The sequence below is a fragment of the Pseudomonas sp. NKUCC02_KPG genome (assembly GCF_019345465.1).
Taxonomy (GTDB): Bacteria; Pseudomonadota; Gammaproteobacteria; order Pseudomonadales; family Pseudomonadaceae; genus Aquipseudomonas.
In genome coordinates this window covers 85,853-111,655 of sequence record NZ_JAHKRC010000010.1, presented here as the reverse complement: position 1 = coordinate 111,655, position 25,803 = coordinate 85,853, and the positions used below count along the sequence as shown (strand labels likewise).

17 protein-coding genes, 2 pseudogenes and 1 riboswitch are annotated in these 25,803 nt (G+C 60.1%); of the genes and pseudogenes, 12 read left to right on the top strand and 7 right to left on the bottom strand.

All coding sequences use genetic code 11. The features are described 5' to 3' along the window. Positions 1–67: 67 nt before the first annotated feature. From KO536_RS15075 to KO536_RS15060, 4 genes are all read left to right on the top strand, one after another. Positions 68–1,717: a VRR-NUC domain-containing protein gene (locus KO536_RS15075; RefSeq protein WP_219262259.1), complete on the top strand. Its 1,650-nt coding sequence runs from the start codon at positions 68–70 to the stop codon at positions 1,715–1,717. Then, complete coding sequence (locus KO536_RS15070) at positions 1,714–3,966, top strand: ATP-dependent DNA helicase (protein WP_219262258.1); 2,253 nt, start codon at positions 1,714–1,716, stop codon at positions 3,964–3,966. The genes KO536_RS15075 and KO536_RS15070 overlap by 4 nt, the downstream gene beginning before the upstream one ends. Before the next feature lie 73 nt (positions 3,967–4,039). Further along, complete coding sequence (locus KO536_RS15065; RefSeq protein ID WP_133076790.1) at positions 4,040–4,429, top strand: RidA family protein; 390 nt, start codon at positions 4,040–4,042, stop codon at positions 4,427–4,429. A gap of 17 nt (positions 4,430–4,446) precedes the next feature. Further along, on the top strand, positions 4,447–5,664 hold the full coding sequence (locus KO536_RS15060; RefSeq protein ID WP_219262257.1) for an amino acid deaminase: 1,218 nt from the start codon (positions 4,447–4,449) through the stop codon (positions 5,662–5,664). Between the two features lie 97 nt (positions 5,665–5,761). On the opposite strand, the gene KO536_RS15055 is transcribed toward KO536_RS15060, so the two are convergent. Together KO536_RS15055 and KO536_RS15050 are read right to left on the bottom strand one after the other, a co-directional pair. After that, positions 5,762–6,058, bottom strand: a complete 297-nt coding sequence (locus KO536_RS15055; protein WP_257622952.1) for a peptidylprolyl isomerase — start codon at positions 6,056–6,058, stop codon at positions 5,762–5,764. A gap of 51 nt (positions 6,059–6,109) precedes the next feature. Further along, positions 6,110–6,961, bottom strand: a pseudogene (locus KO536_RS15050) (sensor histidine kinase); the annotation flags it as partial. Positions 6,962–7,241: 280 nt separating this feature from the next. Here KO536_RS15050 and KO536_RS15045 point away from each other — a divergent pair. After that, positions 7,242–8,543: an OprD family porin gene (locus KO536_RS15045; RefSeq protein ID WP_219262256.1), complete on the top strand. Its 1,302-nt coding sequence runs from the start codon at positions 7,242–7,244 to the stop codon at positions 8,541–8,543. Positions 8,544–8,612: 69 nt separating this feature from the next. Here KO536_RS15045 and KO536_RS15040 read toward each other — a convergent pair whose 3' ends face one another. The 3 genes from KO536_RS15040 to KO536_RS15030 all read right to left on the bottom strand — a co-directional run bounded on the left by KO536_RS15040 (position 8,613) and on the right by KO536_RS15030 (position 12,216). Beyond that, positions 8,613–9,551: a carbohydrate kinase gene (locus KO536_RS15040; RefSeq protein ID WP_219262255.1), complete on the bottom strand. Its 939-nt coding sequence runs from the start codon at positions 9,549–9,551 to the stop codon at positions 8,613–8,615. Between the two features lie 88 nt (positions 9,552–9,639). Continuing rightward, the gene (locus KO536_RS15035; RefSeq protein ID WP_219262254.1) at positions 9,640–11,121 is read right to left on the bottom strand and encodes a mannitol dehydrogenase family protein; all 1,482 of its coding nucleotides are present in this window, start codon (positions 11,119–11,121) and stop codon (positions 9,640–9,642) included. A 159-nt stretch (positions 11,122–11,280) separates the two neighbouring features. Further along, positions 11,281–12,216 (bottom strand): AraC family transcriptional regulator, encoded by a 936-nt coding sequence (locus tag KO536_RS15030; protein ID WP_219262253.1) that lies wholly within the window; start codon positions 12,214–12,216, stop codon positions 11,281–11,283. 92 nt (positions 12,217–12,308) lie between these two features. Here KO536_RS15030 and cobF point away from each other — a divergent pair, with 92 nt between their 5' ends. Next, positions 12,309–13,061 carry a precorrin-6A synthase (deacetylating) gene (cobF, locus tag KO536_RS15025; RefSeq protein ID WP_219262252.1) on the top strand — a complete coding sequence of 251 codons (753 nt, stop codon included), beginning with the start codon at positions 12,309–12,311 and terminating at the stop codon, positions 13,059–13,061. A gap of 127 nt (positions 13,062–13,188) precedes the next feature. Further along, positions 13,189–15,522, top strand: a pseudogene (locus tag KO536_RS24455) (glycoside hydrolase). Here KO536_RS24455 and KO536_RS15010 read toward each other — a convergent pair. Then, a complete protein-coding gene (locus KO536_RS15010; RefSeq protein ID WP_219262249.1) occupies positions 15,523–16,815 on the bottom strand; it encodes a glycosyltransferase in 1,293 nt (430 codons plus the stop codon). Positions 16,816–16,981: 166 nt separating this feature from the next. Next, positions 16,982–17,163, top strand: a riboswitch (cobalamin riboswitch). Positions 17,164–17,256: 93 nt separating this feature from the next. On the opposite strand from KO536_RS15010, the gene cobW reads away from it, so the two are divergent. The 4 genes from cobW to KO536_RS14990 all read left to right on the top strand — a co-directional run bounded on the left by cobW (position 17,257) and on the right by KO536_RS14990 (position 23,810). Beyond that, on the top strand, positions 17,257–18,327 hold the full coding sequence (gene cobW / locus KO536_RS15005; protein WP_019827174.1) for a cobalamin biosynthesis protein CobW: 1,071 nt from the start codon (positions 17,257–17,259) through the stop codon (positions 18,325–18,327). A gap of 3 nt (positions 18,328–18,330) precedes the next feature. Further along, entirely contained in the window at positions 18,331–22,101 is a 3,771-nt protein-coding gene (gene cobN, locus KO536_RS15000; RefSeq protein WP_219262247.1) for a cobaltochelatase subunit CobN, read from the top strand. A 48-nt stretch (positions 22,102–22,149) separates the two neighbouring features. After that, the gene (locus KO536_RS14995; RefSeq protein ID WP_219262246.1) at positions 22,150–23,157 is read left to right on the top strand and encodes an ATP-binding protein; all 1,008 of its coding nucleotides are present in this window, start codon (positions 22,150–22,152) and stop codon (positions 23,155–23,157) included. A gap of 98 nt (positions 23,158–23,255) precedes the next feature. Further along, positions 23,256–23,810, top strand: coding sequence for a VWA domain-containing protein (locus tag KO536_RS14990; RefSeq protein ID WP_257622946.1), 555 nt, complete (start codon positions 23,256–23,258; stop codon positions 23,808–23,810). A gap of 59 nt (positions 23,811–23,869) precedes the next feature. On the opposite strand, the gene KO536_RS14985 is transcribed toward KO536_RS14990, so the two are convergent. Continuing rightward, positions 23,870–24,136, bottom strand: a complete 267-nt coding sequence (locus KO536_RS14985) for a hypothetical protein (RefSeq protein WP_095000290.1) — start codon at positions 24,134–24,136, stop codon at positions 23,870–23,872. 331 nt (positions 24,137–24,467) lie between these two features. Here KO536_RS14985 and KO536_RS14980 point away from each other — a divergent pair, with 331 nt between their 5' ends. Beyond that, positions 24,468–25,793, top strand: coding sequence for a sigma-54 dependent transcriptional regulator (locus KO536_RS14980; protein ID WP_219262244.1), 1,326 nt, complete (start codon positions 24,468–24,470; stop codon positions 25,791–25,793). Positions 25,794–25,803 lie beyond the last annotated feature (10 nt).

Sequence of the window (25,803 nt, the reverse complement as noted above, 5' to 3'; positions counted from 1 at the left end):
CAGAGTACTGGGCAAACTGATATCTGTACGCATATCCAGTACCTAAAGCCAGTGGTCCGTTGCGCCCGTGATTTCCAATCCCCTCGAAGATCCGTTTTATTACCTGAAGAACTTCCAGCATGTGCTCGACTGGATCGCCGCCCGTTATGACGATCTGTTAAGTGTCGAGGAGCAGCGGTTTATCGCAGGTTTTGCCTTGCTGCCCGGCCCCTCCCAGGCGTTGTGGGTACGCATGGTGATGCGCAAGGGGGCTCACTTCAGGGCCAGCAAGCTCAACTATCCGGAAATCGGCGAAGTTTCACTGGCAGCAGTACCCCTGGTGGCGGGGGGATGGCTGGACGATCAGGCGCCTCTGGCCCTGGTCGAGGTGTTTGACGTGTTGCAAAAGCCGGAAATCCTGGCGCGCTTCAGTGCACATATTGCCCGGCCCAAGGCCAGGAAATCAGAGTGGCTGGATGAGTTGTCTGCAGATTTCCCCCAGCAACAGAGCCTGGCCCAGTGGCATCCGGCCCTGGCCGACCCCCTTTACACCCTGAACCACAGGGCGCTGTGCGATCGTTTGCGGCTGATGTTTTTCGGCAATCTCAGCCAGGGCTGGCCAGATCTGGTATTGGCTGACCTGGGGCTGTTCACCTACGAAAAAGTCGATTTCAGCCATGAGTCACGAGCGCTGCGTTGCCGCGCCGATATTGAGGGCTATCTACACCTGTATGCCTGTCGCGAACGATTTGAAGTCAGTGGTGATGTGGACGAGGTGCTGCAACCGGTACTCGACTATCGAGTGGATAACCGCTGGCTGCAGCGACGGCGCGGGCGTTTGCTGTTTCAGATCGGTCAGCATCTGGAACGCACGGAAGACTTGAACCGGGCGCTGCAGGTTTACCAGCAAAGCCAGCACCCCGAAGCGCGACAGCGCGGCATTCGCGTGCTTGAGCGTCAGGGGCACTATGAGCAGGCGCTGAGCCTGGCAGACGTCGCATTGCAGGCCCCCCTGACCGACGCGGAACACCAGCATCTGCTGCGCATTATCCCGCGCTTGCGGCGCAAGCTCGGGTTGGCGGCGCTTGCGGTTGTCAGGCCCAAAGCCCCCGACCGGCTTGATCTGACCCTGCCACGGGACGACGCCACGTGCGTTGAGCTCAGTGTTGTTGCGCATCTGCATACCCCTGAGGCTCCCGTGCATTACGTGGAAAACACCTTGATCAACGGGCTGTTCGGTTTGCTGTGCTGGCCGGCGATTTTTGCGCCCCTGCCGGGCGCGTTTTTTCACCCGTATCAGAGTGGCCCGGCGGATTTGCTGGAGGATGACTTCTACCAGCAGCGGGCTGACCTCTTTGAGGATTGCCTCGCGCAACTGGATGACGGGCGTTACCTGGCCACCATCCGTGCCGCCTACACGACCAAGTTCGGGATACAGACGTCCTTTATCGCCTGGAATTACCTGAGCCAGGACCTGCTCGAAGACGCCTTGCGGTGCTTGCCCCCCGCGCATTTGAAGCTGTGGTTTCGGCGTCTGTTGCTGGATATCAAAGCCAACCGCACCGGCATGCCTGACTTGATCCAGTTTTTTGTGGCGCAAAATGCCTACCGCATGATCGAGGTCAAAGGCCCCGGTGATCGCCTGCAGGATAACCAGCTGCGCTGGCTGGCTTTTTGCGAGGAGCACGGGATGCCGGTGACCGTGTGCTACGTGCAATGGCAGGAGCCCCAGGGGTGAGCTATCGCGTTGCAGTGCGTGCCCTGTGCGAGTTCACGGCCAAGGTCGGCGATCTGGACTTGCGCTTCACGCCCTCACCCACGGCGCAGCAGGGGATTGCCGGTCACCGTACGGTGGCTTCGCGGCGCAGTGCGTTGTATCAGCCGGAGTTGAGTCTTGAGGGGCAGTACGGGGCGTTGACCGTACGTGGCCGGGCTGACGGCTATGACCCCGTGGCCAATGTGCTGGAAGAGGTGAAAACCCATCGCGGCGATTTTGCCGCCATAGCGGCCAATCACCGCCAGCTGCACTGGGCACAAGCCCGCGTCTACGGCTGGTTGTTGTGCCAAAGCCTGCAATTGCCGCAGGTCAATCTGGCGCTGGTGTATTTCGACATTGTCAGCGAAAAGGAAACACGTCTTCAGGAGTGTTGGTCGGCAGCCGAGTTGCAGCAATTTTTCGAGCAGCAGTGCGGGTTGTTCCTGGCCTGGGCCGAGCAGGAAATGGCCCATCGAGAGGCCCGGGACAAGGGTGCCCGCAACCTGGCCTTTCCCCATGAGCAGTTTCGCACCGGGCAACGGGCACTGGCCGAGGCGGTGTACAAGACCGCCAGTACCGGGCGCTGCCTGATGGCCCAGGCGCCGACCGGGATTGGCAAAACCATAGGCACCCTATTTCCGCTGCTCAAGGCCATGCCTGGCCAGCAACTCGACAAACTGTTGTTTCTGACCGCCAAAACCCCGGGGCGCAAGCTGGCCCTCGATGCGGCGCAAGTGCTCTATCCAAAGGGGCAGAATGTACCGTTGCGGGTACTGGAACTGATCGCACGGGACAAGGCCTGCGAATACCCCGAGAACGCCTGCAATGGCGATTCCTGCCCTCTGGCCAGGGGGTTTTATGATCGCTTGCCCGCTGCTCGCCTGGAGGCGGTCGCCCAGTCCACCCTCGACCAGCAGACCTTGCGAAGCGTCGCGCTGGCCCACGAGGTATGCCCTTACTACTTGAGCCAGGAAATGGCCCGCTGGGCTGATGTGGTCGTTGCGGACTACAACTATTACTTCGATTTCAGTGCATTGCTTTATGGCCTGGCCCAGGCAAATCAGTGGCGGGTCGCGACGCTGGTAGACGAAGCCCACAATCTGGTGGAGCGCGCGCGGCAGATGTACAGCGCAAGTCTGGACCAGCAGACCTTGAACAGCGTGCGTCACTCGGCCCCGGCCGCCCTCGATAAACCCCTCAAGCGCCTGAACCGGGAATGGAATGCGCTGCACAAGGAACAGGCGGGGGCCTATCAGGTGTACCCCAAGCTTCCGGAAAAATGGCTGGCCGCCTTGTCGGCCTGTATCACCGCCATCGGCGACTACCTGAACGATCATCCGCAAGGGTTGAGCGGCAACCTGCAGGGCTTTTACTTTGAAGCCCTGCAGTTCAATCGGGTGGCCGAACTGTTCGACGGGCATTTTCTGTTCGATGTCAGCCTGCGTGCAGACGGCAAGCGGCGTGTGTCGCAGCTCAACCTGCGCAACATCGTGCCCGCAGGTTTTATCGGACCGCGCCTGGCGAGTGCACAGAGCAATGTGCTGTTTTCGGCGACCCTGAGCCCGCAGGCCTATTACGCCAACCTGCTGGGATTGGCGGCTGACACGGTGTGGATGGATGTCGAATCGCCGTTCCAGGCAGAGCAACTGAACGTGCATGTTGTCAGCCAGATATCGACCCGGTTTGTTCATCGCCAGGCTTCGCTGGAACCGATTGTGGAACTGATCGCCCGCCAGTTCGAGCAGCGCCCGGGCAACTACCTGGCGTTTTTCAGCAGCTTCGACTATCTGCAGCAGGTTGCCCAATTGCTCGCAGAGCGCCATCCCCACGTTACCCAGTGGTCCCAGGGGCGGCGCATGGATGAAGCGGCGCGCCAGGGGTTCCTCGATCAGTTCACCCTGTCGGGTCAGGGGGTGGGTTTTGCCGTGCTGGGTGGAGCCTTTGGCGAGGGTATCGATTTGCCCGGCGCCCGGTTGATCGGCGCTTTTGTTGCGACCCTGGGGCTGGCACAGTTCAATCCCGTCAATGAACAGATCAAGCAGCGGATGGCGGCGCTGTTTGGCGCCGGTTATGACTACACCTACCTGTACCCCGGCGTGCAGAAAGTGGTGCAGGCTGCCGGGCGGGTAATCCGTACCCAGAGCGATCAGGGCACGCTGTTTCTGATTGATGACCGTTTTGCCGAGCCCAAGGTGCAGCAGCTTTTGCCACGCTGGTGGCAATTGGGTTGATGGCCTGACGTTATGGCAAACTGCCGGGGTTGTGGCGCATGAAGCGCCTTACTTGACCCCGGAGTTCCCCCTTATGAGCATCAAACGTTTCGGTACCGGCGCTGTAGGCGCAGGCGGCCAGCCTTTGCCTTTCGCCCGCGCTGTAGAGGCTGATGGCTGGCTGCACGTATCCGGCCAGGTTGCCATGGAAAACGGTGAAATCATTAACGGCGGGATTGTCGAGCAGACCCACAAAACCATGCAAAACCTGGTCGCCATCCTCGAAGAGGCCGGTTATGGCCTCGAAGATGTGGTCCGCGCGGGCGTATGGCTGCAGGATCCACGGGATTTCTGGAGTTTCAACAAGGTGTTCGCTTCGTACTTCAAAAGCGAACATGCACCGGCACGTGCCTGTGTGCAGGCCATGATGATGGTCGATTGCAAGGTCGAGATCGATTGCATCGCCTATAAAGCCAAGCGCTGAAACTTGAGGAGTTGAGTGTGTCGAATACGTCGAACAATCAGCCGATTCTCAAAGGCGCAGCCCGCCCCGGCGATCACCTGGTTCATGACGTGAGCCTGCCCGCACTGGTGATTCACCGTGACGCGCTGGAGCACAACATTCGCTGGATGCAGGACTTTGTCACCCGCAGCGGCGCGGTGTTGGCACCCCACGGCAAAACCAGCATGGCCCCGACGCTGTTTCGTCGCCAGCTGGAGCAGGGCGCCTGGGGGTTGACCCTGGCCACTGCGGTACAAACCTGTGCGGCTTATGCCGGGGGTGTACGTCGAGTACTGATGGCCAACCAGTTGGTGGGCCGGGCCAATATGGCGTTGATTGCCGACTTGCAGGCCGACCCGGCATTCGAATTTCACTGCATGGTCGACCATCCGGACAACGTGGCGGCCCTGGGCGCTTACTTTGCCGAACGTGGGCAGCGCTTGAACGTGATGATTGAATACGGCGTGGCAGGCGGGCGTTGTGGTTGCCGCACCGAACAGCAAGTCATGGAACTGGCGGCGGCGATCAAGCTACAGCCATCGTTGGCCCTGACCGGCATCGAAGGCTATGAAGGGGTCATTCATGGAGAACAGGCCGTCAGCGGGATTCGCGAATTTGCGGCTTCACTGGTGCGTCTGGCCCTGCGACTGCACGCCGACGGTGCATTTGCCCTGGAACAACCGATCATTACCGCCTCGGGCTCGGCCTGGTATGACCTGATTGCTGAAGGCTTCGAGGCCGAGGCGGCTGGCGGGCGTTTTCTCAGTGTGCTGCGCCCGGGCAGTTACGTGGTTCACGACCACGGCATCTACAAAGACGCTCAGTGCTGCGTACTGGATCGACGTCAGGACTTGCACGAAGGCTTGCGCCCGGCGCTGGAAGTCTGGGCTCACGTGCAATCGCTGCCCGAACCGGGGTTTGCGGTGATTGCACTGGGCAAGCGCGACGTGGCGTTTGATGCGGGCTTGCCGCTGCCGTTAAAGCGTTATCGCGAAGGTGTGACACCGGCGGTGGGCGATGATGTCAGCGGGTGCAAGGTCACGGCGGTGATGGACCAGCATGCCTTTATGACCGTTGCCGAGGGGTCGCAGTTGCGCGTTGGCGACATCATCAGCTTTGGCACCTCCCATCCTTGCCTGACCTTTGACAAGTGGCGCACGGGTTGTGTGGTCGATGAGCAGTTCAATGTGCTTGAGCGCTTTGCCATAGAGTTTTAAGCCGTGGGAGCGGGCTTGCTCGCGATGGCATCGCCCCGGTCTTGCCGTCAGACCGCGTCGCCAGCATCGCAGGCAAGCCAGCTCCCAAACGATATATTCAGTCGCGGTAGAACACTTGCACAAGGTGGTAGCCGAACTTGCTTTTGATCGGGCCGTGTACCACCCGCAGCGGCTTCTTGAAGATGATCTGGTCGATAACGCCCACCATCTGCCCAGGCCGCACTTCACCCAGATCGCCGCCACGTTTGCCCGACGGACAGGTCGAGAATTTTTTAGCCAGCACATCGAAGGCTTCGCCCTTGGCGATGCGTTGCTTGAGCGATTCGGCTTCTTCGGCGGTCTTCACCAGGATATGGCGGGCTTGAGCTTTCATGGGATCTTTACCTTGGAACAGTAGGGCATAGTGCGCGGGCGCGGATTATGCCTGAGTTTTCGCTTCGGGGCTGTGGTAGCGCGGCAGGTACAGGCACACCCGGGTGCCGCAACCGCTCTGGCTGCTGATGCTGACATGCCCGCCAGACTGCTGGGCAAACCCGTAAATCATGGACAACCCCAGCCCCGTGCCCTGGCCCACGGGCTTGGTGGTGAAAAAGGGGTCAAAGGCCTTGGCAAGGGTTTGCGGGGTCATGCCCGTGCCGTCGTCACTCACCTCAAGCATCACGTAATCCCCTGAGCTGACCGCTTCCAGGGTGCTGAGATCACTGGCGTCAAGATAGTGGTTGGCTGTTTTGATCACCAGGGTTCCACCTTCGGGCATCGCATCCCGGGCGTTGATCATCAGATTGAGCAGGGCGCTTTCAAGCTGGCCGGTGTCGGTGTTGATCGGCCATATGTTCGGCCCCAGTTCCAGGATCAGATCGATGTGCGCGCCAGTGGCGTTACTGAACAGCGCCTGCAGCGAACTCACCAGCTGATTGGGGTCCAGGGGCTTGCGGTCCAGTGACTGACGGCGCGAAAACGTCAGCAGGCGATTGGTCAGTGCGGCTGCCCGTTGTGCGGAAGATACGGCGGCATCGGCAAAACGCTCTACTTCGTCGATACGGCCAGCCGCGATATAGCGTTTCATTAAATCAAGGCTGGCAATAATCCCGGTCAGCATATTGTTGAAGTCGTGGGCGATACCGCCGGTCAACTGGCCCACGGCTTCCATTTTTTGCCCATGGCGCAGGGCCTCCTCGGCGCGAGCGCGTTCCTGTATCTCGCGCTGCAATTGCAGGTTAGCCTCGGCCAGCGCCCGGGTACGTTCGGCCACGCGTTCCTCAAGGGTCTCGTTAAGCTCCAGCAATGCCTGTTCGGTGGCACTGGCCTGCAAGCGTTGGTAGCGCCTTGAACTCTTGGTTGCCATGGTAAGTCCTGGAGTAAATCACTCAATAAGTCTATTGGATGCCGGATAGCGGCTCAATGCTATCGGCGTTGCTGCAAGCCGCGTCCCTGACACTGCGACTAAGGTCCAATGAGGCTCAGGCTAAGCCTTTCGTACAATTGCGCCCCTTTTTTTCGATTGAATGTGCCCACGTGATAGTCCGTGTGCCTTCGATCGCTTTCATCCTGCCTTGATTGGCTGCTGGAGCTTGTAGATGGTTGTTCCTTTAACAGTGTTGGCGCAGGGCCGGGTATCACGCTTGGGTGCGCTGGCAGTGTGTGCCGGTTTTGCCGCACAGTCACAAGCCGGCGGTTTCATCGAAGACAGCAGCGCCAAACTGGAAGCGCGCACGGTGTATTTCAATCGTGACTTTCGCGATGGCAGCAGCTCAAATCCCCAGGGCGCTTCCAAGCGTGATGAAACGGCTCAAGGTTTTATCCTCAACCTGCAATCGGGTTATACCGAAGGCACCGTCGGTTTTGGCCTCGATGTGCTGGGCATGCTGGGTCTGAAACTGGACTCCAGCCCTGCCGACAGCAACAGCGGCCTGCTACCTTCGACCGGCAATGATCCGCGTCGTTCCAAGGATCAATACGCCAAGTTCGGGCTGACGGCCAAGATGCGCGTGTCACAGACCGTACTCAAGTATGGTGCGCTGCTGCCTGACCTGCCGCTGCTCAAGTACAACGATGGCCGACTGCTGCCCACCCAGTTCAACGGTGCCATGCTGGTCTCCCAGGAAATCAGGGACCTCAAGTTCACGGCCTCGCGCCTTGATCGCTATACCGCCCGTGATTCCACCGATTCTCAGGACTTGCGCCTGAACTGCAAGAACAAGCGTTATGCCTGCAATGTCACCGCCGATCACTTCACTCTGTACGGGTTGGACTACAAGGTTAACGATCGCCTGACCGCGCAATATCACTACGCTGAGCTGCAAGACATCTACCGCCAGCAATTTGTCGGTGTGCTCGCCAGTCAGCCGGTGGGTCCGGGCGTGCTCTCAGCCGATGTGCGCTTGCTCAAGAGTGATGACGCGGGTTCTGCCAAGGCCTCGACCATCGATAACCGCGCCCTGGGCGCCATGCTCGGTTACTCGGTGGGCGGGCATAAGGTCAGTGCAGGCTGGCAGCGCATGAACGGCGACACGTCGATGCCGTATCTGGATGGCAGCAACCCGTACCTGGTCAACTACTTGCAGGTCAACGATTTTGCCAATGCCCAGGAGCGCTCTTGGCAGTTGCGTTATGACTATGACTTCAAGGCCATCGGCATTGACGGTTTGTCGTTCCTGACGCGCTATGTGAATGGCGACCACATCAAAGTGGTTGGCAGCACCGAAGAAGGCAAGGAGTGGGAGCGTGACAGCGAGCTGAAATACATCGTGCAGAGCGGTACGTTCAAGGACGTCAGCCTGCGCTTGCGTAATGCGACCTACCGGACCAACTACGCCCAGTTCGCCCGTGACGTGGATGAAACCCGCCTGATCGTCAGCTATAACCTGTCGATCTGGTGACGCGTGGGTGTCATGGATCTTTGTAGGAGCGGGCAAGCCCCGCTCCCACAGGTAGTGCGGGGCTATCAATCAGACCAGCTGCGCGCGATACGGTAAATCCGGACCGGTTTTGCTGCAGGTGAGGGCGGCGGCGCGGCTGGCGAAGACGAGCAGGGTGTCGAGTTGGGTGGCACTCAACTGCTGCAGACCCTCGATGGAGTCCAGCCCATGCTCGGTCAACCAGGCGATCACTGCCGCCTGAAAGGTATCGCCCGCGCCTACGGTGTCCGCAACGTCTACGCGGGTGGCCGCCGCCGTGCGCAGGCCATGCTCGCGGCTCCAGACACTGGCGCCCTGGCTGCCACGGGTCAAAAACACCAGTTGGCAGCGATGGCTCAACCATGACCGGGCTATCTCTTGCGGGTCTTGCCCCGGATACAGCAGTTCCAGGTCTTCATCACTGACTTTGATCACATCGGCATAGGGGATCAGTTCATTGATGCGCTGACGCCATACTTCAATATCCGGTTCAGGGTTGAGGCGCACATTCGGGTCGAGGCTGATCAGCCGCCGCCCGCTTTCGCGTTTGACCAGTGCCAGCAAGGTATCGGCAACCGGTTGCACCACCAATGAAAAAGACCCGACATGCAGCCCGCGTACTTCAGGGCCCAGCTGGGGCAAATGACGGGTGTGCAACTGCCGGTCGGCGCAGCCTTCGCCGCGAAAGCTGTAGGCAGGGGAGCCGTTGGCATCCAGCGCGACCATGGCCAGGGTGGTAGGGGCGTCCATCCTGATCAGGAACTGATCACTGACGCCTTCGTCCAGCAGGACTTGCTTCAAGCGCTGGCCCAGATAGTCCGTCGACAATCCGGCAAACAGTGCGGTGTCGATGCCCAGGCGACGCAGGCCCACGGCCACGTTGAACGGCGAACCCCCGGCAATGGCCTTGAACTCGACTTTGTTCGCTTGTGCGCAGCTTTCCGCTTGCGCGAAAAAATCAAACAGTGCTTCTCCGCATATCACATACATAACGTTTACTCGGTTAAGGCCGCGACCTGTTGTCGGTAGCGTAGATAGAAGTGTGCACAGGCCTGACGGGAGCCTGCGTGCTCGCGATTCAGGCTGCGCGGTCTGCCAGTTGCTCCAGCGTCCCGCTCACCCCGACCTCGCGCAAGCTGTTCAGGCACCACTCAAATGCAGCCACAAACTCGGCTGACTGCGCGATGGCGGTTCCAAAAATCTCCTCCACCCCCAACAGCCGCTGCACGATCAAGGCATCCTCGGCCACCAAAGCCTGACAGAACGCTGCTCGCGGATCGGCAATGTCATAGGTTTGCCCGTTCTCGTCTACGCCCTTGAGGTACATCGCCCAGGCCGCCACCACCAGCGCCGCACGCTTCAACTCGGCTCCCTCGCTGATCAGGCGATTGAGGGTTGGAAGGGAGAATTTGGGAAACTTCGACGAGCCGTCAGAGCACACGCGCTCCAGCTGGTCGGCCATGGCCTGGTTGGAAAAACGCTGGATCAGGGTGTCTTTGTAAACCGCAAGGTCGATGCCTGGCACCGGTGCCAGTTGCGGCGTCACGTCCAGGTCCATATAGGCGCGTACATAGGCCACGAACAAAGGGTCGTTCATGGTCTCGTGGACAAAGCGGTAGCCCTTGAGAAACCCCAGGTAGCTCAACGCCAGATGACTGCCATTGAGCAGTTTGATTTTCATCTCTTCATAGGGCGTGACGTCATCCGTGAGCTGCACACCCACGGTTTCCCATGCCGGGCGGCCATCGGCGAACGTGTCCTCCAGCACCCATTGGGTAAACGGTTCGCACACGACCGGCCAGGCATCTTCGATCCCCAACTGATCGTGCAGTTGCAGGCGATGGGCGTCGCTGGTCATGGGCGTGATGCGGTCCACCATTGCATTGGGAAAGCTGACATGGGCGGCGATCCAGTCGTGCAGATCCTTATTGCTCAGCGCGGCGTAGGCCAGCAGCGCCTTGCGTGCAACGGCGCCGTTGTGGGGCAGGTTATCGCAGGACATCACGGTAAATGCCCGGGTGCCGTTGGCCCTGCGTTGGGCGAGGGCGGCACAGAGCAGGCCAAATACCGTTCTTGGCGCCTCGGGATGGGCCAGGTCGTGCTGGATGGGCGCCAGCGCAGCCATGAACTCGCCGCTGCTGTCGTCAATGCAATAACCGCCTTCGGTGATGGTCAGTGACACGATGCGAATCGCCGGGCTGGCGAGTTTGTCGATCAGCGCCTGAATGCCGTCTTCAGCCAGCAGCATGTCACTGAGGGAGCCAATGATCCGGCTCTGGGTATCGTCGCCATCCCCCAGTTCGAAGAGGGTATAGAGGTAGTCCTGACTGGCCAGGGCGTCGCGCACCTTGCGGTCCTCGGCCCGCAGGCCAATGCCGCAGATGCTCCAGTCAAAATTGTGGCCCTGACGCATCAGTGCATCGGTGTAATACGCCTGGTGGGCGCGATGAAAGCCGCCCACCCCGATATGTGCAATGCCCTGTTGTGCAGGGCTTGCAAGGTAGGCGGGCTTGGCCACTTTGTCGGTGAGCGTGTCGAGGTTCAGGCGATTGAGTTTCATGGTGCGCTCTCAAAAAAGATCGTCAGCGTCAGGCCGCTTGCCGCCGGGGTGTATCGAGCGCTTCAATAAAAGCAACTGCCAGTGCTTGACCCCGCGACTGCGCGGATTACAGCCCTCAATCACCGTCGTGACAAATCACTGGCAACACTCAAACCGATACTATTTTGCACTGCGCAGGCGTTCACTCTGTCCAGGCTGGTTTTGCTCGGTCAAACGCTGCACTGCCAGACGCCGGTAGTGTGATGGAGTCATGCCTTTGAGCTGCTGAAACCGGCGGTTGAAGTTGGAAATGTTGTTGAACCCGGATTCAAAGCACACGTCGGTGACGGGCTTTTCGCCATCGGCGAGCAATTCGCAGGACTTGCTGATACGCAAGCGATTGACGAACTCGATGAAGCAGCGCCCGGTGGCCTGCTTGAACACCCGGGAAAAGTAGGTGGGCTTCATGCCCATGTACTCGGCGACTTCTTCGAGGGAAAGTTCACGGGCGTAGTGGCTGAAGATGTAGTCCACAGCCCGATTGGTACGGTCGATGGTCTGCTCGTCGGCCGGTTGCCCGTTGGTTGCGCCGGACAACAGCTGATAGTCATCACACTCGGCCAACAGCTCCAGCAGGATCAGAAAGTGCCCCAGACGGGTAAGGCCCGTGGTGCTGGCGATGCTCTGCATCAGGTCCATGGACTTGCGGATTGTAGATGTGCAGCGAAACTCGATGCCGTAGTGGGCGCGTTCCAGCATCGGGGTCAGGGTTTTAAGCTCGGTAAAGATCGATGCTGCGTTTTCGAGCAGCTCATCGGTGAAGTTCACCAGCATGTCGCGGGTGGCCACCGCTTCCCCCGCAGCCATTTGGCTGATCCAGTTATGGGGCAGGTTGGGGCCGGTGAGGAACAATGATTCAGGGTGAAAGTTGCCAATATAGTCGCCGACAAACACCTTGCCGCTGCTGGCCACAATCAGGTGCAGCTCGTATTCCTTGTGAAAATGCCAGCGTACCAGGGGGCTGGGGAAACCATGCTGGCGATAAATGATCGACAGGCCATTGTGGTCGTCCATCAATTCATACGACGGGTCTTTAGGTCTGGCGAGTCGAGTCATGGGGCTGGCTGCTCAATGTTCTTGTTGAGCGGATGATGACGTCTTCTCATACTTCCTGCCAGCAACAGACCCTGGAGCAAGGATCAAACGCAATGAAGACACTGTTATTGATAGGCATGGGCGCCGGTGATCCGGAGCACATCACCGTGCAGGCAATCAATGGGTTAAACCGGGTCGACGTGTTCTTTGTTCTGGACAAGGGCCAGGCCACTGACGATCTGGTGCGCCTGCGTCTGGAAATATGCGAGCGCTACATTCGCGAGCCGCGTTACCGGGTGGTTCAGGTCAGCGACCCGAAACGCGACAGTGCAACGACTTCTTACACCCAAGGCGTTGAGCAGTGGCACGAGCAACGGGCGTTGCTGTTTGCGCGGCTGATTGACAACGAACTGGCCGACGGCGAATGCGGGGCGTTTTTGCTCTGGGGCGAGCCGGGTCTGTATGACAGCACCTTGCGCATCCTGGATCGGGTGCGGGCCAACGGTTGCACCGATTTTGACTACCAGGTGATTCCCGGCATCAGCAGCGTGCAGGCGCTGGCAGCCCGCCATCGCATTCCCCTGAATGAGATCGGCCAGCCGATTCGGATCACGACGGGCAGGCGGTTGACGGCTCAAGACCTGGACAACGTGGTGGTCATGCTGGATGCCCACTGCGCCTTCGAGGCGTTTGTCGATGAAAACGTCGATATCTATTGGGGGGCTTATTTAGGAACGGCGGACGAGATCCTGATTGCCGGAAAGCTGAGCGAGGTGTGCGAGCAGATCAAGGAAGCCCGTAGCGCGGCCAGGGCGCGCATGGGCTGGGTGATGGACACGTATTTGTTGCGCAGGCGGGCTGATTGAGCGTTTAGGGTGTTGATAGCAGATATATCCAATGCCTATACGTTTTTAGGAAAAGTCCTACACAGGTGTTCTGACGCAAGTCGTTACTGTTCGGTGCTTGCCTCCCGACCAACGCCAGGACTTTTCCATGAAGAAAAAACTTCGCGCCTTATTGTTTAATCGACAACTGCCAGGGCTTTCACTGTTGATGTTTCTGGCGTTGCTGATGTCCGGCGCGGCCACGGCCACTGTCCGCTACCCCTATTCAAATGGCACTTTTGCGGTCGACCCGGCGACCCTCGAAATCACGTTGCTGCGTGCGGGCAAGCCTGGACGGGTGCTAAGCGGTCCCGGTTTCAGCCCGGACAGCCTGGTCAGTGAGCAGACTGCAGAAGGCTGGAACGTCACCGACGGGGAGCAGGGGTTCAGCATCCGCATCAATGTAGTCAAGGACGCGTTGCGCGTTTCGATCCAGGCACGCCAGCCAGTCAGCTTGCGTTGGCCACGCCTGCAAAGCGATATCCAGGCGTATGCCATTCCTTTTGGCGAGGGCAGTTACATTCCAGCCAATGACCCGAAATGGCTCGAGTGGCTGGTCAAGCGATACACCGGCGAGCCGCTGGTCGGTGCGTTGAGCATGCCGTTCTTCACTCAATTGCATCAGGACCTGTCAGTCACCTGGAGGGTCGAAACCCCGTTCGATACCCAGTTTGACGTCAAGCAGGTCAATCAGGTCCCGGTACCGCAGCTGGTGCATACCTTCAACCGGCTGGCGCCTGACGCGCCGTTTGTGGTCAGCATCGCGGCGGGCCCGGCCGACCCGCTGTACGGTGCCGGCTTGTACCGCCAATGGCTCAAGGATAGCGGCCAGTTCCGCGCATTGACCGATAAGATCAGGGAGGTGCCGCAAACGGCCCGGTTGGGCGGCGCTCCACATATTTATGTGTGGGACGCCGGGCCGTTGAAGGTAACGGACATCCTGAACTGGTCGAGATTTGTCACGGCCTTCAACAAAGCACGGGGCACACCGGGGCATTTGGCGGCCAGGCTGTGGGCGGGGTTCGATCAACCCACCCGGGCAATGTTTGATTTGGCTTTGTCGAGCACCTTGTCACGGACCTCCGAGATTTCAGCGTACAACCAGTTGACGCTGGTGCGGGCACTCAACCAGGGGCTTCGTCAGATCGTCACGGTGCCCCCGCAGGAACCTTTGGCTGGCGGGCATGATCCGGCCGCCGAAGTGCAGTGGGGAAAGGTGGTCAAAGCTCAATTGACCAGAGCCTTTGGAGACTATTTGGCCCCGCCCGAGCGCTGGGGCGGGGGATTATCGCTGGATACGGTCAACGCCCTCGAAAAGGCTGGCCTGAAACACGCATGGCTGGGCGCCAAAGATTGGCTGGATGCCTTCTGGCACCCGCAGGCCGTGGCCAAGGCCAAGGCGGCTGGATATCTGGTCGCGGTGTATGACAACTATGCTGACGCCCATCCACTTTCAGAACCGCAAACCTAGGCGGCCGCACAAATGGGTGACGAACTGGCCGGTGCCGGGTTGCGCGACGTCAACGGCAAGGTTCACGAGGGGTTCAACGGTATCGGGGTGTTTGCCAATGCCGGCGCGGCGCAAGGCTATGCCCGTGAACGGATCAAGGCCGTGACAGATGCCGCCGGGCTCAACAGCTATTTTCTGGATGTGGACGCCGCAGGCACGACACCGGCCGACTACACACCTGGCCGTGAAATCAGCGAGCAGGAGCATGCCCGGGTGATCAGTCAACGCCTGGATTACCCTTCGAGAACACTGGGGCTGGTGACCGGCAGCGAAGGTGGAGTGTCCACGTTTGCTCCCAATATTGCCTACAGTCACGGCATTGCCACGCAACCCTTCGACTGGACTGATCCGGACATGAGCCGCAATGAGGCGTCGCCTTTCTTTGTGGGCCAATACTGGCCACCGGAAACGCCAACGCTTTTTTTCCAGACCGTGCCGCTCAAGCCGCAGCTGGCACTGTTGGTGCGTTCTTACCGCTATCGCTTGCCGCTGTACCAGCGGGTCTTGCACGACAGTCTGGTGAGTACCCATCACTGGGCGTACCCCTCGTTGAAGTTTTCCAACGAGCAACAGAACACCGCGCTTCTGCAACTGCTGTACATGACCCCGCCGATGTATCACCTCAACGCGGCAGTGCTTAAGCGCGACATGCCCTTTATCGGCGCCTACAACGCGGTGTTTGCTCCCCTGCACCAGCGCCTCTTTACCCAGGCATTGGTGGGCTTCGAGGTGCTGGCCGATGATCGCAGCCTGCAGCGCACCGTGTTCGAGGATGGCACCCGGATCACGGCCAACTTCAATCCCGATAAACCCCTGACCGAGGGCGCCATGACGTTCCCGCCTGTATCGGCAACCGTACAGATCCCGGGCATGGCGGCTTATGTCATCGATATGGCCGATCTCTTCAAAACAACGCGGCCACTTGAGCATTGATCAGAGCGGGCGATTCTTGGCCTCGATCCACTGCGACATGTATTGGGTACTTTTGTGCTGGTGATGACGCAGCATGGCACCGGTGAAGTTGTTGCGCCGGTGCTGCTCAAGTTCTGCGCGGCACGCCTGGATGCGCTCGACCAGTGCCGGGCCGTGGACGCCTTGCAGGTAGCGCGCTTCAAGCAGCGCCTGGCCATTGCGCTGGGCCTGCTGCCAGGCTTCGGGATTTTGGTACAGCTCGACCGCTGCCGCCGCAATGCCGCTGGCACTGCGCTCGATGGCACCGGCCCACGGCAGGTCGCCGTGCATGCCTTCGGCGCCCACCGGGGTGGTCACGTTGGGGGTGCCGCAGAGCATGGCATCGGCAATCTTGCCTTTGATGCCTGCGCCAAAACGCAGGGGAGCCATGCAAATACGCGCATTGCTCATCACTTCAAGGGCATCTTCAGCCCAGTTGAGGACATGAAAACCCTGTGCCGGGTTATGCAGTGCGGTGGCCTTGGGCGGCGTGTAGGCGCCGTACACATGCAGTTGTGCAGTGGGCAGTTGCTGACGGATCAAGGGCCAGATATGGGTCTTCATCCACAGCACGGCATCCCAGTTCGGGGCGTGGCGAAAATTGCCGATGCTCAGAAAATGCTGACGCTGTTCATAGGGCACGAACGCCTCAGGCACGCTGTCGACCATCAGCGGGCACCAATGCAGCAGGGCCTTGGGCACGTGGAACTGCTCGACCAGCAGATCGATCTCGTATTCTGAAATCATCAGGTTCAGGTCACTGCGATAAATCGCGGCGATCTCCCGTTGTGCCAGGTCGGCGTCGGCCATCTGTTCAAAGGTTTCGCGCCGGGCCGGGGCGAACAGGCTGCTGAAATCGTCCTGCTCGGTGTCGTGCTTGAGACGTGCCTTGAGTTGCTGCTGACGGGCGTCGCGCAGGCTTTGCAGGTCGGAGGTTTCCAGTACGCGCAAGGCTTGCGGGCAATGCTTCTCGACGCGCCAGCCGAATTGCTCTTCCATCATGAAGCGGTCAAACAGCACGATATCCGGTGCGAGTTCGGTGATGAAGGCATCGAAGCTGCTGTTATTGAGCTCGATGGTGACTTCATCAATACCCAGGGCTGCGAGGTCGGCCTTGTGTTCGCCAATCCCGGCCGGGCTGCTGAAGGTGATCTGCCAGCCTTGCTGCAGAAAACTCTCGATGATTTGCATCATGTGCCCGCCTGCCGCCGAAGAGCGCGGTTCGGGCCACACGTAACCAATGATCAGGACGCGGGTCGGGCAGGTGGCAGGCATGGGCAGATCCTTGAAGCAGGGCGGCTGAAAAAAGGCGGCAATTAGAACACAAGTGCGGCGTAAATCCTCTGTGGGCGCTGGCTTGCCTGGTCACAAAAAACCTGGCCGCATCAATGCAGTCGCCTCCCCGGACGCACCTGTGCATTGACCTGTTACAAAGCACTGCGTAGCCTTGCGTGTTCGAGGTTCTTCGCAGCGCGAAGCTAAGAAGGGAACGCGGTATGCCGCGGCTGCCCCCGCAACTGTAAACGGTCATTGATCTTGCAAAGCCACTGCCCAGCAGGCGGGAAGGCGCAAGGTAGGTATCAGCCGTAAGCCAGGAGACCTGCCTCGTGACAGATTCTTACTTCAACCGGGCGGGGTGATCCGGTGGCGAAGACTGACCGCGCACTGCCTGCGGTCGTCGTCCCGTATGCCCGCCGCTTTGCTATAGGGCATCCGATGAAAACACTGGCCAAAACCCCCGTCACCATCGTTACCGGCTTTCTCGGCTCGGGCAAGACCACGTTGTTGCGCCATATGCTCGACAACGCACAGGGCCGTCGCATTGCCGTGATCGTCAATGAATTCGGCGAGCTGGGTATCGACGGCGAAATTCTCAAGCAGTGCACCATCGGCTGCACTGAAGAAGAAGCCAACGGTCGCGTCTATGAATTGGCCAACGGCTGCCTGTGCTGCACCGTGCAGGAAGAGTTCTTCCCGGTCATGCGTGAACTGGTGGCTCGTCGTGGCGATATCGACCATATCCTGATCGAAACCTCCGGCCTGGCCCTGCCAAAACCGTTGGTGCAAGCTTTCCAGTGGCCAGAAATCCGCAGCGCCTGCACCGTGGATGCGGTGATTACCGTGGTCGACAGCCCGGCCGTGGCCGCTGGCACCTTTGCCGCGTTCCCGGACCAGGTTGATGCCCAGCGCAAGCTTGATCCGAACCTGGACCATGAGTCGCCGCTGCACGAGCTGTTCGCTGACCAACTGGCCAGTGCCGACCTGGTGATCCTCAACAAGGCCGACCTGATCAGCCCTGAAGACCTGGCAAAAGTGCGCGCCGAAGTGGCTGAAGAGCTGCCGCCAGCGGTCAAGATCATCGAAGCCAGCAGCGGCCGCTTGCCGTTGGACGTGTTGCTGGGTCTGGGCGCAGGCTCTGAAGATCATATCGATGGCCGCCACAGCCACCATGACCATCACCACGACGGCGATGATGACCACGACGATCACGACCACGACGCTTTCGACTCGATTTCCATCGAGCTGCCGGAGGGCGAGGAGCGTGTACTGATGGAAGCGCTGACCCAGTTGGTGGTCAAGCACGGCATTCTGCGGGTCAAGGGCTTTGCGGCGATCCCGGGCAAGCCGATGCGCCTGCTGATTCAGGGCGTGGGTACGCGCTTTGACAAGCACTTCGACCGCGCCTGGGGTCGTGACGAAGCGCGCACCACCAAGCTGGTGCTGATCGGTCAGGACCTCGATGCTGCACTGCTCGAATCCACCCTGCGTACAGCGTTGAGCGTATAAGCCATGCATTTGCTCAGGACCCAGCCCGGTGGCTTTGTATCGGATGACAATATTGCCGACTTGGGGCAGACCCCCGCCGAGCTGGTGATCCTGTGCAGTGGTGATTCAAGCCTGGCACTGCTTGCCGAAGCGGCACAGCAGTTGCCTGAAGATTATCCAAGCCTGCGTCTGGCCAATCCGATGCAGGTGCAAAACCATGGCTCGGTCGACTTGTATGTCGATCAGGTGCTGCAACACGCCAAGGTGATTTTGCTGTCGCTGCACGGTGGCATCGGCTATTGGCGCTACGGCATCGAGCGCCTGGTGCAGCTGGCTGAGCGTGGTGTCACCCTGATTCTGGTACCCGGCGACGACCGTCCCGACCCGGAACTCAGCGCGTTGAGCACCGTCCCGGCCGAGCAGGGCGAGCGTCTGTGGCACTTTTTGCGCCAGGGCGGGCGGCATAACGCCCAACAGCTCTATCGTTGCCTGGCCAGTCAATGGCTGGGCCGCGATTATGAATGGGATGAGCCGCAAACCCTGCCGCGCACCGCGATTTATCATCCGGTGCACGCCAATGCCCAACTCAAGGACTGGCAGGCCCAATGGCTCGTCGGGCAACCGGTCGCGGCGCTGTTGTTCTATCGTTCGCACTTGCAGGCCGCCAATACCGCGTTTGTCGATGTGTTTTGCCAGCGCCTTCAGGCCGCCGGGCTCAACCCTTTGCCGATTGCCGTGGCCAGCCTCAAGGAACCTGGCTGCCTGGCCGTGGTTCAGGACCTGCTGGACGACGTTGAGGCCGGGGTGATCCTCAACACCACCGGCTTTGCCCAGTCGAGCCCGGAAGCCCCGCATTTGCGCCCGTTTCGCCGCAATATTCCGGTGATCCAGGCCATTTGTGCCCAGGACAACGAGCCCGGCTGGCAAGCCAGCGAGCAAGGCCTCGGGCCACGGGACCTGGCGATGCATATCGCGTTGCCCGAACTGGATGGGCGAATCATCAGCCGTGCGATCAGCTTCAAGGATCTGGCATGGCGCAGCGAACGCAGCCAGTCGGATGTGGTGTGTTATCGTGCCCATCCCGAACGTATGGATTTTGTCGCAGAACTGGCGCGGCGATGGGTTGAGCTGGGGCGTGTGGCGAACCCGCAAAAACGGATTGCGCTGATTCTGGCCAACTATCCGACCCGCGATGGCCGGATCGGCAACGGTGTGGGGCTGGATACCCCGGCGGCCGCGTTGAATATTCTGCGTGCCTTGCAGGCCCGGGGGTATCCCGTGGACTGCGAGCTGCCCGAGACCGGTACCGCGTTGATCCAGGCTCTGCTGGGGGGCGTCAGCAATGATCTGGACAGCCTTGATCTGCGTCCCTGCCTGCAAAGCCTGGCGCTGGATGAGTACATGGGGATGTTCAATGGGTTGCCCGAGATCAATCGCCAGGCGGTGATTGCACGTTGGGGCGAGCCGCAAAACGATCCGATGTTTCGCAGTGGGCGGTTGATGATTGCCGGTCTGCGCTTTGGCCTGACCTTTGTCGGGATCCAGCCGGCGCGGGGTTATCAGGTCGATGCCAGTGCGGTGTATCACGATCCGGATCTGGTTCCGCCACACGCCTACCTGGCGTTCTACTTCTGGCTGCGCAACACCTATGGTGCCCACGCCGTGGTGCATGTGGGCAAGCACGGCAATCTGGAATGGCTGCCGGGCAAGGGCGTCGGACTGTCCGAAAACTGCTGGCCGGACGCAATTCTGGGGCCGATGCCCAACGTCTATCCCTTTATCGTCAATGACCCGGGCGAAGGCGCCCAGGCCAAGCGGCGCACCCAGGCGGTGATCATCGATCATCTGATGCCGCCGTTGACCCGTGCTGAAACCTACGGGCCGCTGCGCGATCTGGAGTTGCTGGCCGACGAATATTACGAAGCGCAGTTGCTCGACCCCCGACGCGCCCGTGAGTTGCAACGGGACATTCTCGCCCTGGTGCGTGAAACCCGTATCGACCGTGAGCTGCAACTGGACGAGAAGCTGGACAGCGATGCCGACGCTGCGATCTGGCTGCCACGGCTGGACACCTATCTGTGCGACCTCAAGGAGTCGCAAATCCGTGATGGCTTGCATATTTTTGGTGAGTCGCCTGCCGGACGCTTGCGGATCGACACCTTGCTGGCGTTGTTGCGCATCCCTCGCGGCGATGGTCGTGGCGCGCAATCGAGCATTCTGCGGGCGCTGGCCAAAGCCTTTGAGCTGGGCTTCGACCCGCTGGACTGCGCGTTGGCCGAGCCCTGGACGGCGCGCCAACCTGCGGTGCTGCAGGCCGTCACTGCTGAGCGCTGGCGCACGGCGGGGGATACTCGCGAACGTCTGGAGTTATATGCGGCGCAACTGATCGAACAGGCTTTGGAGGGCACGCTGCAATTGCCCGACACCGCGCAATGGGCCGAGGTCAGGGGGATTTTCGACGCGCTGCTTGATGTCGTCGCGCCGCGTCTGGATGCCTGCGGGCCGGCCGAGATGCAGGGCCTGCTCGATGCCCTTGGAGGGCGTTTTGTGCCGGCGGGGCCCAGTGGCGCACCGAGTCGCGGACGACTGGATGTGCTGCCCACCGGTCGCAACTTCTTTTCAGTGGATGTGCGCAACCTGCCGACCACGACGGCCTGGCGTATCGGCTTTCAGTCGGCCAACCTGATTCTTGAGCGTCACTTGCAGGATCACGGCGACCACCTGCGCCAACTGGGGTTGTCGGTGTGGGGCACGGCGACCATGCGAACGGGCGGTGATGATATCGCCCAGGCCATGGCGCTGATGGGCGTGCGCCCGGTATGGGCCACAGGCAGCCAGCGGGTGGATGACTTTGAAATCCTGCCGGTCAGCCTGCTAGACCGTCCACGGGTGGACGTGACCCTGCGGGTTTCGGGCTTCTTCCGGGATGCGTTTGCCAATCTGATTCGACTGTTCGATGCCGCCGTGCAGGCCGTGGCGGCACTGGATGAGCCGGATGATCTGAACCCGCTGGCAGCCAAGGTGCGCAGTGAGCGTGAGCAGCTGGAGCGCGATGGACTCTCACCCGAACTGGCAGCGCGCCAGGCGGGCTGGCGAGTGTTTGGCGCCAAGCCCGGCGCCTATGGCGCCGGGGTGCAGAACGCAATTGACGGTCGTTTGTGGCAAAGCCGTGATGACCTGGCCCAGGTGTACCTCAACTGGGGCGGTTATGCCTATGGCGTGGCCGATGAAGGCACGGCGGCCCGCGGCCAGTTTGCCCAGCGTCTGGGGCAGATGCAGGCCGTGGTACAAAACCAGGACAATCGCGAACACGACCTGCTTGATTCCAATGATTACTACCAGTTCCAGGGCGGCATGCTGGCCGCTGTGGAGACGTTGCGCGGGGAGGCTGCAGCCAGCTATCACGGCGATCACAGCCAGCCGGACTTGCCGAAGATTCGCACCCTGAAGGAAGAGCTGAACCGGGTGATCCGTTCGCGGGCAGCCAATCCGAAATGGATCGACGGGGTCAAGCGCCACGGTTATAAAGGCGCGTTCGAAATGGCCGCGACCCTGGACAACCTGTTTGCGTTCGATGCCACCACGCATTTGATCGACGACCATCAATACGCCTTGCTGGCGGATGCCTACCTGCTGGACCCTGATACCCGCGAGTTTGTTCGCGAGCACAACCCGCACGCTTTGCGTGACATGACCGAGCGCTTGCTCGAGGCTCAGCAGCGCGGCCTCTGGAGTGAGCCCGGGGAATATCAGGCGGCGCTGGAAAATCTGTTGCTGGATATAGAAGAAGAGTGAAGGGCTTTTTGAAGTCGATCAACATTCTACGATTTGGAACCCGAAAACATGACTGACACCCCGCATTTCCCGTTATCGGCGGTGGTCGGCGCGGACTCGTTGAAGCTTGCGCTGTGCCTCACGGCCATCGACCCCAGGATTGGCGGCGTGCTGATCGAAGGTCCCCGTGGCATGGCCAAATCTACCCTGGCCCGGGGGCTGGCTGATCTGCTCGCCAGCGGCCAGTTCGTGACCCTGCCACTGGGTGCCACTGAAGAGCGTCTGGTCGGCACCCTCGATCTGGACGCCGCACTCGGGCAAGGCAAGGCGCAGTTTTCACCGGGTGTGTTGGCCAAGGCCGATGGCGGCGTGCTGTATGTCGACGAAGTGAATTTGCTTGCAGACCATTTGGTGGATGTGCTGCTGGATGTGGCCGCAAGCGGTACCAATGTGGTCGAGCGCGATGGCATCTCCCATCGGCATGCTGCGCGTTTTGTCCTGATTGGCACCATGAACCCGGAAGAGGGGGAGTTGCGTCCTCAACTGCTTGACCGCTTTGGGCTGAACGTGGTCATGAGCGGTCTGCCGCAACCGGCCGAACGGGCACACATTATCCGTCGGCGCCTGGCCTTTGACGCAGACCCCCAGGGGTTTTGCGCACAGTGGGCAGAGGCGCAGACGGCCCTGCGCCAACGCTGCGAACATGCACGGGGATTGCTGGCCTGCATCGCCCTGGACGATCAATCGCTCGCGGTGATTGCCGAGCGCTGTTTTGCAGCGGCGGTCGACGGTATGCGTGCCGATCTGGTGTGGCTGCGTGCTGCACGGGCCCATGCAGCCTGGCGTGGCGCCACGGCAATCAGCCTTGAAGACATCGATGCGGTGGCTGAGTTTGCCTTGCGTCATCGGCGGCGGGAGCAGACGGGCCAGGCACCGACACCGGAGCAGCCGCACTCACAGCCTCAATCCAGCACGCCTTCATCCGGTTCCGGCCAGGGCCAGTGGGGCGAGTTGCCAGCACAGACCCAGGCGATGGGTGCGCGCCGTGAAGTGCCGAGCTGGCCAAAAAAGCCTTAGGCATTCGTCCCCGATCCGATGTGGGGGCGGATGCCAGACCCCAGGCGGGTCACCTCGCTACGGGCAAACTGGGCGCAAGCCTCAGTGCCGGCAGCGGGATGGTCGATTGGGTGCAAACCTTGCTCCGTGGCCGTCCACGTCTGCGCGCAGATCTGCGCCATAAAACCCGCAAAAGCGCCGCCCGGGAACTGTGGTTGGTGGTGGTGGATGCATCGGCTTCAACCCGGCGGCATCAGGCCCTGAGTGATGCCAAGGGGCTGCTCGCCCAGTTGTTCGAGGATGCGTATCGCCAGCGTGCCCGGGTGGCCGTGATGACGGCCAGCGGCAATTCGCCTGAGTGGCAGGTCACGGGGGTAAAGGCTTCGGCGGCGCTCAATGAGTGGCTGGCACAGCTGGGCGCCGGTGGTGGTACACCGTTGCTTCAGGCCCTGCAGGAAGTCGCGAAGTGGCTTGATCGGCGGCGCAAGCAGTTGCCGCAGGAGCAGCAGCGATTTTTGCTAGTGACCGATGGCCGTTTGAAAGAGTGGTCGGTGTTGCCCGAAATCAGCTGCCCGGGGCTGTTGATCGATATCGAACGGGGGCCGATTCGTCTCGGTCGCGCGCCTCAATTGGCGGCGGAGTTGAAGGCAGAATACGTGCACATTGATGGCTAGAGGCCAACTACCCCTGCGGGAGCAAGTGTGCTCCCGCAAGGAGGGGCAATCTGGCAGCCTTATGCAGGCATTACCCAGGGTTGCAGGGTGTAGCCTTCGCTGCTGATCTCGGCGCGGGCTTGAGCCAGCAGGCTTTCGAGTTGGGCGGCGTCTGCGCAGGCGCTGCGCGGGATCTGTTTGCGGCCGATACGGGTGTTGGTGCGGTCAATGACCGTCAGGCTCAACTCGCCGTGACCATCTTGTGCAGCCCAGGCGACGCATTGAAACGGTTCAAAGGCGTGGCCGGCAATCAAAAGTGCTTCGTTGAAACGGAGCGGGGCGTTCATAGGGTTTTCTCTCAAGTATGCCCATCAAATGATTAACCGTCGGCTGGGCTTACCGTTCGGTTGCTTACTTGTACTGATGACCTCAGACCGGCATCAGGTCACACACTTTTCCTACTTTTTTAAAAGTTTTTTTACCCGACTGATCCAAATCAATTTTTTGCGCTCGCAAACACCCTTTTGATTATCCAATTGAGTGCACACCGCTCAATTGGCTATTAGGGATATAAAGAAAAGATCCTGAAAGCTCCCACAGCCTTGCTAACGTTACGCTTGGATGGAACAAAGGACTGTTTTTATTGATTTTTTAATTTTTTGGCGCCAAGGAACAGTCATGCTCACGATGTCATCCCCCCGACGTCTGCTGGTCGTTGATCCCTGTGAAGATTGCCATGAAATACTCCCTGGTTTGCGAACCATAGGCTGGTCGGTGGACAGTTGCACGCTGGCAAGTGTTATTGACCGTTCGTGTGATGTTGGCCTGTTCCGGCTTCAGCCGTCCCACCTCGAGCGTCCTGAAGCGGTTAAAGACATGATCAGTCGCAGCGGCACCGAGTGGATTGCGGTGCTGACCCCCGACGTCCTTAAACTGAGGAATGTGGGGGACTTTGTCTGTGAATGGTTTTTTGACTTTCACACCTTGCCCTTCGATGTCTCGCGGGTTCAGGTCACGCTTGGCCGGGCCTTTGGCATGGCCTGCTTACGGGGTCAGGCCTCACCGCTCACTTTGCCCCAAGAGGATGAGCTGCTCGGAGACAGCCGATCCATGCGCGATCTGCGCAAAATCCTGAGCAAGTTTGCCCCCACCCAGTCCCCGATCTTGATTCGGGGTGAAAGCGGCACCGGCAAAGAGCTGGTCGCGCGCACCCTGCATCGGCAATCCCAGCGCAATGGCAAACCTTTTGTCGCGATCAACTGCGGATCCATTCCCGATCATTTGATCCAGTCGGAACTCTTCGGTCATGAGAAAGGCGCGTTCACGGGCGCTCATCAGCGCAAGATCGGACGGATAGAGGCGGCCAATGGCGGCACGCTTTTTCTGGATGAAATCGGCGATCTGCCGATGGAGCTGCAAGCCAATCTGTTGCGTTTCTTGCAGGAAAAACACATTGAGAGGGTCGGTGGCAGTCAGCCGATCCCGGTTGACGTGCGCGTCCTTGCGGCCACTCACGTCGATCTGGAGGCCGCCATTGTGAGGGGGCGCTTTCGGGAAGACTTGTACTACCGGTTGAATGTATTGCAGGTGATCACGGCGCCACTGCGTGAACGTCATGGCGATCTGGCCATGTTGGCGAGTCACTTTGCCCGTTACTACAGCCTGGAGACGGGCCGTCGGCCGCGCAGTTTCAGTGATGATGCATTGATTGCCATGGGCAATCACGGCTGGCCCGGCAATGTGCGCGAGCTTGCCAACCGTGTGCGCCGTGGATTGGTACTGGCTGAAGGTCGCCAGATCGAGGCCCATGACCTGGGGCTGGACTCCAGTCCGCTGTTTGTCGGTGAGATGAGCACACTTGAAGAGTACAAGGACCGCGCGGAACGCCAGGCCCTGTGCGAGGTGTTACACCGCCATAGCGATAACCTGAGTGTGGCAGCCAGGGTGTTGGGGGTGTCGCGACCTACGTTTTACCGGTTGTTGCATAAGCATAATATCCGCTGAAAAACAGAAG